Below are 14,986 nucleotides of genomic sequence, written 5' to 3'. Positions count from 1 at the left end.
TCCTCTGTGTAAGGGGGTTGGTCTGAGAGTGTCGTGTCGGTGATGGATGCCGAGGCGACAGGAAGGACCGCAATGACTGAGAATTATCGAGAGAGGCTGCCGGCGAGGCCGGCGGCGGACACGACGCCGCTGGTGCCTGAGGGGGCGCTGGACGCGGTGATGGAACGCGTCCGCGCCGAGGGCGCCGAGCTGCTGGGCGCGGACGGGCTTTTGACCCAGCTCACCAAGGCGGTGCTCGAGCGGGCGCTGGCGGAGGAGCTGACCGATCATCTGGGCTATGAGAAGGGCGACCCTGCGGGAGCGGGGTCGGGCAACTCGCGCAACGGCGTCACGCCCAAGCGGGTGCACACCGGCGTCGGCACCGTGGATGTGGACGCTCCCCGGGACCGCAACGGCTCCTTTGAGCCTCGGATCGTGCCCAAGGGAACATCGCGCCTGGAAGGGTTCGACGACAAGATCATCGCCTTGTACGCCAGGGGCATGACCGTGCGCGACGTGGCGGCCCATCTGGCCGAGATCTACGGCGTGGAGGTGTCACATGACCTGATCAGCCGTGTCACCGACGGGGTGTTCGACGAGCTCGAGGCGTGGCGCAGCCGGCCCCTCGATGCTGTCTATCCGATCATCTTCATCGACGCGCTGAACGTGAAGATCCGCGACGGCCACGTCGCCAACCGGCCCGCCTATCTCGCCGTGGGCGTCGATCTCGACGGCCGCAAGCATGTGCTGGGCATCTGGATCGGCGACAGCGACGGCGAGGGCGCCAAGTACTGGCTGGGGGTGCTCACCGAGCTGCGCAACCGAGGCGTCCAAGACGTGCTGATCGTGTGCTGCGACGGCCTGCGAGGCCTCCCCGACGCGATCGAGGCGACCTGGCCCGCGGCCACCGTGCAGACCTGCGTGGTGCACCTGCTTCGAGCCTCGCACCGCTACGTCACCTGGAACGACCGCAAACAAGTCGCCAAGGAACTGCGGCCCGTGTACGCCGCCGTCGACGCCCAAGCCGCCGAGGCGGCGCTCGATGAGTTCGAAGCCGGCATCGGCGCCAGATACCCCGCCGTGGTCAGCCTGTGGCGGTCGAGCTGGGAACAGTTCATCCCGTTCCTGGACTACCCCCCAGAAGCCCGCCGGGTCATCTACACCACCAACATGATCGAGTCCATCAACCGCCAGCTCAGAAAGGTCACCAAGAACCGAGGGCACTTCCCCAACGAGCAAGCCGCCCTCAAACTGCTCTACCTCGCCGTGAGGAACATCACCACCAACAGAGGAGGACCACAAGGAACAGGAACCATCGGATGGAAACGCTGCTTGAACCAGCTCGCCGTCCGCTACCCAGGACGACTCCCGCTCACCTAAAATGACCAACCGACCGGCCCGCTTACACAGAACATCGGACACTCCCTCACCGCGCCGCTGCCGTGATCGTCGAGACGCCCGGCGACGACGGGCTCGTCTGCGTCCGGAAGCCATACCCAGACATACACCGTTGCGGGGTGCTGCATCGGTTCAGAAGTCGTCGTCGACTGCACGGCGGCGCGTTCGGGCGGGCAGCACAGCGAGACGCGCGTCGACCAGCTCTGCCTCCCGGGCACGCACCGACGCGTCATGGCTGAACAGACGCACGCCGACTAGCGCGGCCGCTTCGAACGCTGTCCCCAGCGCTACGGTCGGGTCGCCTCGCTCGACCTTTCGCATCGTGACCTCACTGGTGCCGACGCGCTCAGCGAGATCCGCGAGAGTCCACCTGCGCTCCCGCCGACCGAGCGCCACGCGGCGCCCGAGCAGTCGGGCAGCTTCCAAGGTGACCTTGCTCCGCGGCCTCTTTGCTTCCATGGTCGATATTATAATATCGTTTACAGGCATTTACCATCGGTAAATTACGTATTCTGCCAGCGACGGCCGACGTTCCCCGCCGGATCGGGGCTCAGCAGGTCCTGCGGGCTGATGGCGGGGATCGGCGATCGCTCGTAGTCCCTCAGGTTCCGTGTGACGATGCATCGGGCGCCGCACGCACGAGCGGCTGCCACCTGCAGAGCGTCCTCGAAGTCGTCCATCGGGAGCCCGGCGGCGTACCGAACCGAATCGGTGTCTGTAGTGGCGACGCTGACGAACGCAACGAGCTCAGTCACGAAGTCGCGCGTCCGGATATCTCCCTGCGCGGGCGCGACGAGGTAGCAGAGGTTCGATACCGAATGCCACGCGATGGCGGCCCGTTCGAAGCCCAGCTCGATCCGCTCGAGCACCTCGACTGCGGCCGCCGTGTGCGGATCGCGGTCGAGAGCGACATCGATGAGCACATCGGTGTCCAGCAGGATCATCGAAGATACTTGCCGGCCAAAGCCGCATAGCGGGCATCATCCCGCTCCGCTGGACTGAACCGGCCACGCCAACGCGACGCAAACGACGGCTCGCCTTCGTCAATGACCTCGCGCAAGGACATCTCGATCAGCGACGACAACGACACGCCCTGCGCACGCGCGTGGCGCTTCGCCGCGGGAACGAGGTTCGAATCGACAGTTATGGTGAGCTTCTGCTTCATTGCTGACGGCGCCTTGCCTGGATGTCGGCACAGCATATACGGCACCGTTGACTACGTACACGTATATCGCTCCTCGGCACATGATGCCGCGGCTTGCGCTGGAGCAGGGAACCAGCGTGCAGCGGACGTGGGATTCCAGCCCACAAGTGAGCACAGACGCGAGGAGCCCCGGGGCCGAGACCCCGGGGCTCCTTCTCAGTTTTTGCTGTCCCGATCGGGCGGGCAGGCCACCCGACCGTTCAGTTCAACTGTGCAGCTAACTCCTAAGCCTCAGGAGTCGGCGGGACCATCACCCCGCTGCTACGACCGATCCGAACCTGCGAGGCAGCGTTCTTCTCGTCGTTGTGTGTCTCGTCGGCTTCGGCTTCGGGTGCGTAGCCAGTGGCGATAGCCGCAACGGCATCGGCGGCCGTGTCCGCGTTGTCGGTCACGGCGTCGGCACCAGCCGCCGTGGTCACGAGGTCACGCACCTGCGGCAGCGCTGCTGCGTTGGATGTGATCGCTTCGTAGCGCACGGTGGTCTTCGGGCCGACGAACGTCGCCGGGCTGCCCAAGGTAAGGGCGCCGGTGACGTCGGCCGTGGCGGCCAGGCCGTTGTCACGGTCAACGACGTCCTTGAGGATGTCCTCGAGCAATCCAGTGTCGGTCACTTCCTCCACGTAGCCGTTGAAGCGAACCTCAATGGCAACCTGAGTCATGCCGCCATCCAGAAGGCCGGTACCGATCTGACGGTCGTCGTTGCCGATATCCAGCGGCTGGTTGAGGGTGGCGTTGCAGCCAGCATCATCAGCTTCGTTGGGCGGCAACTTCACGGCGAACATTGCGTCGAAGGCGCTGTTGCCCTCAAGGGCAGCCTTCAGATCGCCGAACTTGGCGTCGCCCGTGTTGAACCGAACGAACACGGCACGGTCACGGCTGTTGACCCTGACGTCGATGTCGACTTCAGCGTCTGGATCAGCCTCCCACGTGCTCGCCACGTCGAACACCATTGACCAGATGTTGCCAACAGCGCCAGCCGCAGGGCCGTCGGCCTTGGCGGTGATGCTGATGCCGGCATCGCCGGTGACAGCTGCTCCAGCAATCTCCGTCGGCACCTCAGTTGCAGCCTGAGCGCTGTGCTTCAGGTTGCTCATCGTGACCGCAGTGATCCGCGGGCTCTTGTGCGGGGCGATTGCCGTGAACGAACGCTGCAGGCTCTTGTTGCCCGCGGCGTCCTCGATTGCGCCACTCGGGATGGTGACCCGGTCGCCAGCTACCAGAGGATCAGTGAAGTCCAGGTTGCCGTCCGCGCCAACCGACGCCGTCTTGTCGTCGCCAGCGGTCCTGTTCCTGAGCGTGACTTCGGTGCCTACGGCCAGCTGTGGGTCGTCCATAGAGACGGTGACCTCAGCTGTCTCGCGGCCAGCAATCATGATGGCGCTGATCGTCGGACGGGTCCGGTCCGGAGCCGGAGCCGGAATCGTCAACGATGCCCCACCAACGGTCCGCTGGTCGCCAGAGGCGCCCAGCTTGAAGCCGCCAACCACCGACACGGTGTCACCGGCCTTCAGCTCACTCGCGAAGGTCACTGTCACCTGATCGGGGTTACAGGGGTCGTCACCACCTTCGCGCGTCACCTCATCGTCCTCGGCGAGCCGTGCAGGCGCACCGTTCAGCTCCATGGCGTCACGGATCTTGCCTTCCAGCGCATCCTCGCCAATCACGTCGTCGCTGAAGTACAGGTTCACGGCCGTATCGCCGGGTGCCGGTACGTCGTCGGCGTCGATGTCGCCGTCCTCGTTCTTGTCGGTGGTGGCACCGATCTGCACGGACAGGCCATCAGCCGAGGCTGCTGCTGCAAGCGCAGCGTCCACGACGCTCTGGCTCACCGCAGCAGCGCCGCCGATAGCCACGATCTTGAGGTTGACCTTTTCTCCTGCGTCATTCTCGTCAGGCGTGGCAGCCAGGTAGTCGCGGACCGAAGCGGGCAGCGTGTCGCCGACCACCAGCATCGGCACCAGATCCTGGTCAGCAAAGGTGCTGGTCAGAACCGGTGCGGCCGCAACGCCGTCAGGCAGGCCGTCCTGGCTCACCAGGGCAACCATGTCGGGCGAGACAACAGCGAGATCGTCCGAGCAGCCATCGTGGGCCAGCTCGGCCAGCGCGACCGAGGTGCCTGCCGGCGTGTCGCCAGCAATCCGCTCCACGGTGTCGACACCGGAATCGCTCAGCGCAGTGGCAACGGCGTCGGAGACGGAATCGGTGCCGCCCACGATCACGACGTGCTCGATGTCCTCAGCCTCAATGAAGTCCGCAGTTGCCATCGACAGCTCGTCGGCTGCAGTCAGCAACAGCGGCAGCTGCAGGCGGTGGGCGATCGGGCCGACGGCCATGGCCTCTACCAGCGACACATCGCCGCCGTTGGCCAGGATTGCCGCTGGGTCCTCAGCACCGCACCAGGCTGCGCCGCCGCCAAGCTTCGACGCTGCAGCAGCAGCGGTCGCGTAGCGGTCAGCGCCCTCGATGCGGGACACCGTGGGCTCATTGGCAAGGGCTTCGATGTCCTCTGCGACCTCGTCGGACACAGCACCGGCACCACCGAGGATGTAAACGGTTTGGACGCCGTAGTCCTCGATGAAGTCAGCCACGCCGCCGTGCAGGCTGTCGCCTGACGTCAGCAGAACCGGCGCATCCAAGAAGCCGGCAAGACCGGCAACCGACACGGCATCGACCAGAGCAAGGCCCGACGCCACGAAGGCGGTCGAGACATTGCCGAGACCCTTGGCCCTGCCGAAGTTGTTGGCAAGGCGAAGCGCAGTGTCGTAACGATCACGACCGCCGAACTCGCGTACTGCCGCGGTGGCAGCGTCGTCGTCGTGATCTACGAGCACTTCGCTAGATGTGTTTGCGGCTTGTGCAGGAGAACCCGCCACGACCGCAAGCACCGATGCCATAAGCATCGCCGCAAAGATCGCTGCGAGAGAGCGCCTACCGCGCCGCCTCGTTCGAATAGTCAAGGTGTTGTTTCTCCCTGTTCCACGCATTCATGAGCCATCTCGTGGAACGAGGCTCCTAAAGCCGCAGGTCGGTCGGCAGGGAAATTGATAGTTCGCGCGGGTTTGGACCCCCTTTGGGACTCTGGACCCCCTAGTTCTTGGGGTACCGAGGTGGGGAACAGTCAGGGCAACTCCGTGGCACAAACCGGGCGGCTCATCGCATCAGAGGTCGAACTTGCCGCTCCGGGCAAGCACGCCGATGGCGGCGGGCTCACGCTCGTGGTCAAGCCCTCAGGTCGGCGCTCGTGGATCGCCCGGATCTCCGTCGACGGCAAGCGCCGGGACATCGGTTTGGGCCCCTACCCGGCGGTCGGCCTCGAAGATGCCCGCGAGAAGGCCGCTCGGCTGCGTGCCGATGCTGCCGACGATCGCCCGGCGAAAGCGCCACGCGCCCGCGATGTGCTGACCTTCGCGGAGGCAGCGTCTGCGGTTCATGCGCTCAACGAGCCGAGCTGGCGCAACGCTCGTCATGCTCAGGAGTGGCTCGACTCGCTGCGGCGCCACGCCGCTCCGCTGCAGGATCTGCCTGTCGACCGCATCGCCCGCGCCGACGTCCTGGCGGTACTGCACCCCATCTGGCAGGACAAGCCCGCCACGGCTCGCCGAGTCCGCCAGCGGATTCGCAAAGTGCTGGCCTATGCCATGGCGCTGTATGAGCACATTCCCTCGAATCCCGCCGGCGACGGCATCGAAGCGGCCCTCCCGCCGATTCCCAGGATCCGCCGCCATCAGCGGGCACTCGACTACAGGGACGTTCCCCGCGCACTCGAGAAGTTGACCTCATCGGGCGCCAGCGAGGCTGCGAAGCTCTGTCTTCGGTTCCTTGCGCTCACCGCAACACGGTCAGGCGAAGCCCGCGGTGCCCGGTGGCCCGAGATCGACGAAGGCAACGCAGCATGGCGCATCCCCGACGAACGCATGAAATCAGGCACTGAGCACCGTGTCCCGCTGAGCCCCCAAGCGCTGGAGGCTCTCGACGGCGCCCGCCGACTGGACGACGGGTCTGGGCTGGTCTTCCCCTCACCGCTCAAGTCCGGACATCCGCTGAGCTGGCAGACACTGCTGAAGCTGCTGCGCACCAACGAGCTCGACTGCACCGTGCACGGCTTCCGGTCGTCGTTCAAGACCTGGGCCATCGAGGCCACCTCGACACCGTGGGCGGTGAGCGAGGCTGCACTCGCCCATGTCGTGGGCAACAGCACCGAGTCCGCGTATGTGCGCGGCGACCTGTTCGAACAGCGGCGTGTGCTCATGGCCGCCTGGGCCGACTTCATCGCGCCAAAGCGCGGCTCCTCTCGTGCGAAGAAATAGAGGGTGCTCTGCTGTCCCACGGCGGACGATCACGTTGAGAGCCACCCCATGCTCATGAGCCAGGAAATCGTCTGATCCGTTCGTGTTCATCGATGTAATGCAGAATGCGCAGCCACCGACAAGAGCGGGAGAAGATCGGCCAAAATACGCCCTATCACACCGGGCTGCCCGTCTGTACACTGCTTTGCACCGAGCGCTTGACTCAGAACGCGCGGGCTTCGCCACGCGGGATACCGCACCGCTGGGCCCACCGACGAGTCGGCGTTGTCACAAACTGCGGCGACGCAGGGTTTGACTAGGTAGACGGGAAAACTTCCCGTCTTGGAGAACCCAGAACAGGGAGAAACAGAACCTTGACTACCACTCAGAGGCGGCGGGGCAGGCGCTCTCTCGCAGCGATCCTGGCGGCGATGCTCATGGCATCGGTGCTTGCGGTCGTAGCGGGCTCCCCAGCCCACGCCGCAAACACATCTAGCGAAGCGCTCGTCGATCACGACGACGACGCCGATACCCCGATGGTGCGGGAGTTCGGCGGCCGTGATCGTTACGACACTTCGCTTCGTCTTGCGAACAACTTCGGCGATGCCACGGGCCTTGGCGGGGTTCCGAGCGTGTTCGTCGCATCGGGCCGGGCGCTGGTTGACGCAGTGTCGGTTGCCGGTCTTGCCGGTTTCCTTGATGCGCCGATCCTGCTGACGCCAAGCGACAGCCTGCACGGCGGCGTGGCCGACTTCATCGAGGACTACGGCGTCGGCACCGTCTACATCCTGGGCGGCGCTGGTGCAGTGTCCGACATGGTGGCCGAAGACATCGAGGCACTCGTGAATGAGCCTACGGTGTCCCGCATCGCGGGTTCGGACCGCTACGCGACCGCTGCTGCTGCAGCAGCGGAGCTGGGCGGCGGCGCCGCATGGTGCGGCGGCGAGGATCCGGCGGCATTGCTGACGAACGGCGGCGACGTGTCGCTGGTCGATGCCATGATGGTCGGCCCGATCGCTCACCGTCTCCAGCTGCCGCTGCTGCTGACCGCAGCCGAAGAGCTGCCGATGGCAACTGCGGACTTCATCGAGGCTGAGGACATCGAGCATGTCGTGATCGTGGGCGGCACCGATGCCGTCTCCGACGACGTCGCCAACGCGCTCAGCGACGCTGGCGTTGACACCGTGGACCGCATCGCTGGCGACACACCAGCAGGCACCTCGGTCGAGCTGGCCGGACTGCTGACCGGTGACTGCAAGGACGACCTTGCGCCGACGTCAGCTGACACGGTTGCGCTGGTGAGCCAGGACGGCCTGCCCGACGGCGTCGCAGCTGCACCGGTGCTTTCGAGCACCTCCGCCGGTTATGACGACGGCGACCTGGTCCCGATGCTGATTGTGGGCGACACACTGCCCGCAGCGGTGCGCGACTACCTGGCTGCCACGCCAGAAGCAACGGCCGCTGGCAAGCTGAACCTGGAAATCGTGGCGATCGGCGGCACTGCTGCTGTGAGCGACAGCGTGATGCAGGCCGCAGTTGCGGCAGCAGCTTCGGCTGATGCCCTGTCAGTGCAAATCGGCAACGGCGGCGAGGACTCCGATACTGCCCTCGACGATGACGTTACGCCCGACGACCGTATGGACGTCAACAAAGACAAGAAGATGAACGCGGACGACGCGCCTCAGGTCGACAACGACAAGATCGTCTTGTACTTCAGCGACAACGTCGACAACACCGATCTGGCAGACGCGATCCGCGACATTCTCGAGATCAACGGTGCCCCGGCACGGCTGGACGACGTCTATCACGGCGCGGGTGCCAGAAGCGCTTGCGACCCCGACACGGTGACTGTGAAGCTGTCGAACAAGCTGAAGGCCGGCGACACCGTCTCGGTAGTGGCCGGAGCGAAGCTCGGCTCTGATGCTGACCAGCGCAAGGTTGGTGCGACATCGGTGACGATCGCTGCGCCACCGGCAGACCGGACACGTCCGACGATCAGCGTCATCATGATTGCTGGCCGCGATACGGCTGAAGTCACCGTCTCTGAGGGTGACCCGCGGCTCGCTGCGCCAGCAACCGGCGAAGACCCGATCGTCACGATCCGGAATGCCACCGCAGGCGACACCAAGACTGTGGTCATCGGTGCCGACGGCCACCTGGACTTCCAGACCACCGATGCGAACGGCGACGCCACCGGCACAGCGGCCGATCTGGCTCCTGGTGACCGTGTGACCATTGCTGCTGGTGCGATCGTGGACACATCCCCGAACAAGAACAAGAACCTGCAGCGCTCGTTCACGGCCATCAAGGCGCAGGCGACCCCGCGCATCACATCGGTGCTGATGAGCAACCTGAACCACAGCAAGCAAGCTGCGGCTGCGGTGCCTCACAGCCTGACTGGTGGTGCTGGCACAGCGCCCGACGACGGCGATGCAACCACTCCCGACGACAGCTCGATCGACGCTCCGGACATCTGGATCGCTGCCAAGGCTGACGGTGCCGCTGCTGGTGCAGTCGGCAACCTGTGGTCGGTCGTGTTCGACAAGACCAGCAGCTACGACGACGAGAAGGACCTCGACATCGATGTTCGGGTCAACAGCCGCGATCGGACCGTGTTCGTGCGGTTCATCAACGGCAAGGCCACGTTCGGCGATCTGGCGGCTGAACTCGAGGCCAACAGTGCTTTCGCGGCGATGTTCGAGGTGAAGGTCGACACCGACCCTGACACCATCACCGGCGACAACGTTGGCAAGTGCGGTTCGGCTGCGACCAAGAAGGAGCTGAGCATCGAGACCCTCGTCCGCGGCGGTCCCGTGCGAGGTGATTTGGCCGATGACAGCGCCGCGTGGTCGATCAGTGCGTTGGCTGGCGGCGAGACCAAGGTTGCGATCCAGGTGACGTTCAACGCCTACATCAGCGCAACCGGCTTGAGTGGCACCGAGAACAACGAGCTGCTCGAAGACATTCTGGCTGCAACGGCTGAACGCGCCGGGAAGGCTGGAGTCGTCGACGCTCAAGCAGCTGACGCCACGTCCCCGAACCATGGCCTGACCGACGAGGTGCGAGCTGATCTCAATTTGGCAGCGCTGGATAACTCGCCCGATGACCCGGGTACGGCGGACACGGACGAGAGTGCCGACAACAACTATGTGTTCTCGGACCCTGGGACGACTGTCCGCTATGAGGCGACGACGAGTTCGGCGATCATGCTGCCGGCGTTGCGTGACCTCGTGACCACAGCGGCGGGCGCTTCGGAAGTCACCGACGACCCGAACACGACGGAGGTCGAGACTGACGCTCGTGCGGCAGTTGCGCCGGTCGCCCTTGGCTACGCAGACGACGCGACCACAACCATCAAGGTTGATGAGAGCATGAACACTCGCTCGCAGGTCCGTATCGGGCGCAGCAGCAGCGTGAAGGCTCCCCAGTAGGAGCTAGCTGCAGAGTTGAACTGAACGGTCGGGTGGCCTGCCCGCCCGATCGGGTCAGCAAGAACTGAGAAGGAGCCCCGGGGTTTCGGCCCCGGGGCTCCTCGCGACTCCGCCCTCGTCGCTGTTGGCACTTGACCCTGTGGAAGTTGAAGCCCATCAGCTAGGAACGCCGACACAAGCACTGAACCGCTGGCTGACTCCCTCAACCACCGTTGTGCTCGGTGCCGATCGGGTTCGCAAAGCGCGGCCTGGACAGCGGTCTCGTAGCATTTTGACCATGCGGTCACCGAATCGACAACGTCCCCGGCAACGCACTCGAATCGTCCCGCCAGGCACCGATCTGGACGCATTGGCAGACCGTGTTCGCTACGTCGGCAGCCCTGAGCACAAGGACATGCCGACATTCGCGGGCCACCCCCGTCCTCGCAGCGACGCGTCCATCTGCCCCCGGGAGCACAACGACGCCGAAGTGGTCACGGATTGGCTTCGTTCCGCCGTGCGCGCTGGCTCGACCGGTGGGCCATGGGAAGACGGCTACCCGCGCTATGCGTGGCACCGACTGGACGACACGGTTTTCGAAGCGCGGCTCGTCAACAAGGGCGACGGTTCGTACAAGGGCTACCCGCTCAGGCCAGACGAGTGGCCCCTGCACATGGAGAGGCCCCGATGAACGCACTGCGCTTCGATGTCGAATGGCTTGATGGCACCGGCATCAAGGGTCCGGAACTGGCAGCAACGTTCGCTTCATTACGCATTCAAGCCGACAATGCGGTGCTGACCCGGGTTGACGACAAGCGAGCGCGGACACTGCGTGACGCTGTCTATGTCCCTCTCTATCCCATGGCCGAATGGCTGGTGTCGAATTGGTGGTTCCTCGCCTATGAGGCAGAGAATCTCCTCAACCGAACTGATCGGGCGTTCGCTCAGCGCCACAGTCTGGTGACCGGTGCAGAGGGCTACGCCTTCCCCGATGTGCGATTCAGCTCGGCTGGCCGACTGACGCACATCGTATGGAGCGACCGGATGTCGGAGTGGAACGAGCTCGAGTTTCGAAGTCGCGGCTCGATAACGGTTGATCGTGACCAGTTCGTGCAGGACTGTTCTGATTTCGTTGACATGGTGGTGAGTCGACTCGCGGCATGCGGCATCACCGCCACGCATCTGCAGTCAGAGTGGGCGGCCATCGAGGCCACTGATGCCGACGAGCTGGCGTTCTGCGCGACCGCGGCAGGACTCGGCAGGGATCCCTACGACCTTGACGAGCCGCAGAAGAGCCTCGTGCTGCAGGTCGGAGAGTTGCTGGGCGATCTGCGAGAGGAAGCTCTGCCCGCGTTGGGTCCCGACGAGCCGCTGGCGGCGTGCACCGCGATCCACAAGGCCATGGAGCAGGCGGTGCCCAATGAGGTTCGGCTTGGGGCAAGTCTGCTGCATTCGGGCGACCTGCCTCACCATGCGAGCCGTCCGTGGCAGGCGGGATATGAGCTGGCGCGGCGGGCCCGTCAGGTGTTCGGCCTCAACGGTGAACTCATCGCCACGACAGCAGAGCTAGCGGAGGCAATTGGCCACGATGTCGCGACGCTGAACCGGGCCACCCGGCCCGTCCAATCTCTGGGTGCGCTGACGTCGATCGATGGAGTGGTGAGGCCCCGAGACTCGCAGACGGTGTCATTCGGGTTGAGGGCGGCCGGGGAGACCAGTCAACGATTTCTGTTTTGCCGTGCATTGGCCGAGGCGCTGACAACCAGCAACGACGCTCTGCTCACGAGAGCCAACACTGAGCGGCAGCAGCGGAACCGAGCCTTTGCAGCTGAGTTCCTGGCCCCATCCGCGAGCTTGGCGGAGAGGATTACCGTTCAGTTCGTCGATCAGGACCTCATCGCCGATCTTGCTGACGAGTTCGGCGTGTCCTCCTACGTGATCGGACACCAGATCGAGAACCACGGCATCGCCGAGCTCGTGGCGGCGTGACCGAAGTCGCGTTACAGATCGCGGCGGGCGGCGCTGACTTTTGCTGCGGTCGGGCGTGTGTTCGGCCGTTCAGGCGGTGATGGAGTCGCAGCGTTGAGTGATCGCTGCCAGCAGGCGGGTGGTGATGCCGCTGGACCTGTTGTCGGGGGACAGCGCGTCGATCTCGGCTTGTAGGCAAGCGGGTGTGTTTGCTGCGAAGCGCTGTATCTGTTCGGCGGCCCAGCGGGCGTCCACGCCGATGTCGCGGGCGAAGCTGCGCCAGTCCTCGCTGCGATCACGCTTGCCAAGGACCCTGCCGAGCGCACTGCCAACGCTGCCCGAGCCGCCATGGGCGCAGTCGACCGGCTTGTCACCGTTCGCATGCAAATCTCGAAATTCCACCGATCGTTTACAGCCCTCCCGCGTGCAACCGAACGCAAGGACCGTTCCCAGTCGGCAAGGACCAACATGCGTGTCATGTTCTTGGGGTGGCAGCGCCGGCGGGGATGGCTCGCACCGACGTGGCGCGGTTTTGGGCGCTTTCAGGGCATTTTTTGGGTGCGTACGGGGTACTCGTGGGCACGGACGGGTGCTGGCGGGACGCGAGGAGCCCCGGGGCCGAGATCGAGCTCGGCGGATTCGAGCTGCTGAACCGCGCCGCGGCGTGTCAGCCGTCGGCGTCGGGGAAGAGCGGGACGCCCATGGCGCGGGCTGTGTCGTTCATTCGGCGGCCGTAGCTGGCGAGTTCCACGGTTTGGCCTGCGTCGCGCAAGAACTCGCATGTTGCCAGGTGCAAGGCGTCGAGCGTGCGCACGCTCGACGGACCCGGGAATGCCTCCAGCGCGCGTGCGAGCACCGCAGGCACGAGCTCGACGAGTCCCAGCCGGCCCAGCAGCGCCCGAGCGGCCTCGCCGTGGGATTCGGCCAGTCCGCGCCCGTGCAGCTGGGTCCAGGTCTCGTACTCGGTCAGCCGGCTGGACACGAGCGTGTGGCCCCACAGCGATTCGGGCGGCACACGGTCCTCACTGAATAGCTGGGCGAGCACAACAGAGGTGTCAAGGTAGATCACCGGTCGGCTCTGGCCGAGTCGAGGTCCGTGAGGATCTCGCTCAGCGGCGCGGTCGGCTGCGAAGGCGGAGGCTCTGTCGCCGCCACCAGGCCTGGTCTCAGCACGCCGCTGCGGACGAGATCTGCCAGGAAAGCATCTGCTACCAGCGGGCTGCGGGTCGGCTGCGGCGGCCCCATCTCGGCGACGACGCGGTCGCGGTCGGTCACCAGGATGGTCTCGCCGCTGGCCGCCAGCCGTACGTACTCGCTGAGTCGGCTGTTGAGCACCTTGATGCCGACTGACCGCATGAAGACAAACATAACAGCCGATGAAGCAACATGTAGCTACTTTGTTCAAGCCCCGAGCGGAGCGTGGTTCAAGCTGTACGGCGAACAGAAGCTCGTCCTCGTCCCGCAGCGGAGCGGCCTACAGGAACGTCAGGTTCGCGACGAACAGCGCCACGATGAACCCGATCACGGTGTAGTGGTGCACCTTGACCGACCGCAGGTCTTCCTTGCGCTCGACGCGGTCCGCCTCGCGCAGTGCAGCCGCCTCCGCGCGGTCCGCTTCGCGCAGTGCGCCCAGGCTTGAGGCTGGGAGCTTTGCTCTGCTCATACAATGTGATTGACCAAAATATTTGTCATTGATATTCTTCGTGCATGCCAGGCGAACGAGACGTCCTGACGCCTGAGGCTCTCGGTTTGGCACTGCGTGACGCCAGACGCGCCGCCGGGCTGAGCCAGAGCGAAGCCGCTGAACGCGCTCAGACGACTCGTGCCACGATCAGCGCCGCCGAACGTGGCCAAGGCGGTCTCCTTGTCGCTGCCGGTCACGCAACGCCCCTATAGCGCTGCACGCAGTCAGCAGCACGTCACCTCGGCATTCCTGCCGCAAAGACCGAGTGGCTGTCCATCGGCGGCATCCAAACCGTCGTTGTGGAGCGGTATGACCGCACGTTCGTGAACGGTTCCGTTGAACGACTGCACCAAGAGGATTTCTGCCAAGCGCTCGGCGTGGAGCCGCGGAAGAAATACCAGGTCAAAGGCGGGCCGGGCATCCAGCAGGTATCAGCACTGCTGCGTTGGCACTCATCATCTCCCGACGAGGACGTCGAGGCGTACCGGGACGCGTTGATCTTCAACTGGGTGATCGCCGGCACCGATGCACACGCAAAGAACTACAGCGTGATGCTGGGCAACGACGGCGACATCCGGCTCGCCCCGCTGTACGACTTGGCCAGCGGGCTTCCGTACGCCGCGGACGACGAGGCGATCAAGACGCTTCGCCTTCCACAACGCATCGGCCGGGGATACACCCTGCAGCGCGCAGACCGCAGATCAGCGTGGGAAGCGACAGCCGACGCATTGCGGATGCCCGCCGAGGATGTGATCGAGCGCGCAGAACAACTCGCTGAGCTGATCCCGGCGGCGTTTGAGAAATCCGTCAGCGCGCTTCCGGCAGAGTCCCAAGACGGACCGACGGTCACCTCGCTGCTGCGGCGCCTGTACCTACGGTCGCGGACATGCAGCAAGGTCAGCACGGTGACTGAGGCTGACTCGGTGTAGGCCGAGATGAGGGCACAGCGCCGTCGTCACGTAGGGCGTTGAACTGCCACACCATCAGGCACCGAGGGCTGCGACGGTGATGGCGATTGTCAGGAACGCGACCGTGGCGGCGCCCTCAAGAGAGCACC

At 65.0% G+C, this 14,986-nt stretch carries 14 protein-coding genes and 1 pseudogene; 7 read left to right on the top strand and 8 right to left on the bottom strand.

Annotated elements, in window-relative coordinates; translation table 11 throughout:
• Window positions 1-72: 72 nt before the first annotated feature.
• The gene (locus ACOCMM_RS02010; protein WP_419551533.1) at window positions 73-1,359 is read left to right on the top strand and encodes an IS256 family transposase; all 1,287 of its coding nucleotides are present in this window, start codon (window positions 73-75) and stop codon (window positions 1,357-1,359) included.
• Between the two features lie 150 nt (window positions 1,360-1,509).
• Here ACOCMM_RS02010 and ACOCMM_RS02005 read toward each other — a convergent pair whose 3' ends face one another.
• From ACOCMM_RS02005 to ACOCMM_RS01990, 4 genes are all read right to left on the bottom strand, one after another.
• Window positions 1,510-1,836: a helix-turn-helix transcriptional regulator gene (locus ACOCMM_RS02005; RefSeq protein WP_419551532.1), complete on the bottom strand. Its 327-nt coding sequence runs from the start codon at window positions 1,834-1,836 to the stop codon at window positions 1,510-1,512.
• Between the two features lie 44 nt (window positions 1,837-1,880).
• Window positions 1,881-2,321 (bottom strand): type II toxin-antitoxin system VapC family toxin, encoded by a 441-nt coding sequence (locus tag ACOCMM_RS02000; RefSeq protein WP_419551531.1) that lies wholly within the window; start codon window positions 2,319-2,321, stop codon window positions 1,881-1,883.
• The gene (locus ACOCMM_RS01995; protein WP_419551530.1) at window positions 2,318-2,542 is read right to left on the bottom strand and encodes a DUF6364 family protein; all 225 of its coding nucleotides are present in this window, start codon (window positions 2,540-2,542) and stop codon (window positions 2,318-2,320) included. The genes ACOCMM_RS02000 and ACOCMM_RS01995 overlap by 4 nt, the downstream gene beginning before the upstream one ends.
• Before the next feature lie 263 nt (window positions 2,543-2,805).
• Window positions 2,806-5,481: a cell wall-binding repeat-containing protein gene (locus ACOCMM_RS01990; RefSeq protein ID WP_419551529.1), complete on the bottom strand. Its 2,676-nt coding sequence runs from the start codon at window positions 5,479-5,481 to the stop codon at window positions 2,806-2,808.
• Window positions 5,482-5,712: 231 nt separating this feature from the next.
• Between ACOCMM_RS01990 and ACOCMM_RS01985 the strand changes: the two genes are divergently transcribed.
• The 4 genes from ACOCMM_RS01985 to ACOCMM_RS01970 all read left to right on the top strand — a co-directional run bounded on the left by ACOCMM_RS01985 (window position 5,713) and on the right by ACOCMM_RS01970 (window position 12,266).
• Window positions 5,713-6,888: a tyrosine-type recombinase/integrase gene (locus ACOCMM_RS01985; protein WP_419551528.1), complete on the top strand. Its 1,176-nt coding sequence runs from the start codon at window positions 5,713-5,715 to the stop codon at window positions 6,886-6,888.
• 353 nt (window positions 6,889-7,241) lie between these two features.
• On the top strand, window positions 7,242-10,298 hold the full coding sequence (locus ACOCMM_RS01980; RefSeq protein ID WP_419551527.1) for a cell wall-binding repeat-containing protein: 3,057 nt from the start codon (window positions 7,242-7,244) through the stop codon (window positions 10,296-10,298).
• Between the two features lie 277 nt (window positions 10,299-10,575).
• Window positions 10,576-10,968, top strand: a complete 393-nt coding sequence (locus ACOCMM_RS01975; protein ID WP_419551526.1) for a hypothetical protein — start codon at window positions 10,576-10,578, stop codon at window positions 10,966-10,968.
• Window positions 10,965-12,266 (top strand): ImmA/IrrE family metallo-endopeptidase, encoded by a 1,302-nt coding sequence (locus tag ACOCMM_RS01970; RefSeq protein ID WP_419551525.1) that lies wholly within the window; start codon window positions 10,965-10,967, stop codon window positions 12,264-12,266. Before ACOCMM_RS01975 ends, ACOCMM_RS01970 begins: the two co-directional genes overlap by 4 nt.
• A gap of 69 nt (window positions 12,267-12,335) precedes the next feature.
• Here the strand turns inward: ACOCMM_RS01970 and ACOCMM_RS01965 are convergent, their stop codons facing one another.
• From ACOCMM_RS01965 to ACOCMM_RS01950, 4 genes are all read right to left on the bottom strand, one after another.
• Window positions 12,336-12,647: a hypothetical protein gene (locus tag ACOCMM_RS01965; RefSeq protein ID WP_419551524.1), complete on the bottom strand. Its 312-nt coding sequence runs from the start codon at window positions 12,645-12,647 to the stop codon at window positions 12,336-12,338.
• Window positions 12,648-12,912: 265 nt separating this feature from the next.
• Window positions 12,913-13,314 (bottom strand): PIN domain-containing protein, encoded by a 402-nt coding sequence (locus ACOCMM_RS01960; protein ID WP_419551523.1) that lies wholly within the window; start codon window positions 13,312-13,314, stop codon window positions 12,913-12,915.
• On the bottom strand, window positions 13,311-13,601 hold the full coding sequence (locus ACOCMM_RS01955; protein ID WP_419551522.1) for a type II toxin-antitoxin system Phd/YefM family antitoxin: 291 nt from the start codon (window positions 13,599-13,601) through the stop codon (window positions 13,311-13,313). Before ACOCMM_RS01955 ends, ACOCMM_RS01960 begins: the two co-directional genes overlap by 4 nt.
• A gap of 118 nt (window positions 13,602-13,719) precedes the next feature.
• Entirely contained in the window at window positions 13,720-13,908 is a 189-nt protein-coding gene (locus ACOCMM_RS01950) for a hypothetical protein (RefSeq protein ID WP_419551521.1), read from the bottom strand.
• A gap of 44 nt (window positions 13,909-13,952) precedes the next feature.
• Here ACOCMM_RS01950 and ACOCMM_RS01945 point away from each other — a divergent pair, with 44 nt between their 5' ends.
• A complete protein-coding gene (locus ACOCMM_RS01945; protein ID WP_419551520.1) occupies window positions 13,953-14,141 on the top strand; it encodes a helix-turn-helix transcriptional regulator in 189 nt (62 codons plus the stop codon).
• A gap of 21 nt (window positions 14,142-14,162) precedes the next feature.
• Window positions 14,163-14,858 (top strand): annotated as a pseudogene (locus ACOCMM_RS01940) (HipA domain-containing protein); the annotation flags it as partial.
• Window positions 14,859-14,986: the final 128 nt, after the last annotated feature.

Source organism: Candidatus Poriferisodalis sp. (genome assembly GCF_965198245.1).
Taxonomy (GTDB): Bacteria; Actinomycetota; Acidimicrobiia; order Acidimicrobiales; family Poriferisodalaceae; genus Poriferisodalis.
The sequence above is the reverse complement of the archived record's forward strand: the minus strand, read 5'-3'. Positions and strand labels throughout refer to the sequence as shown.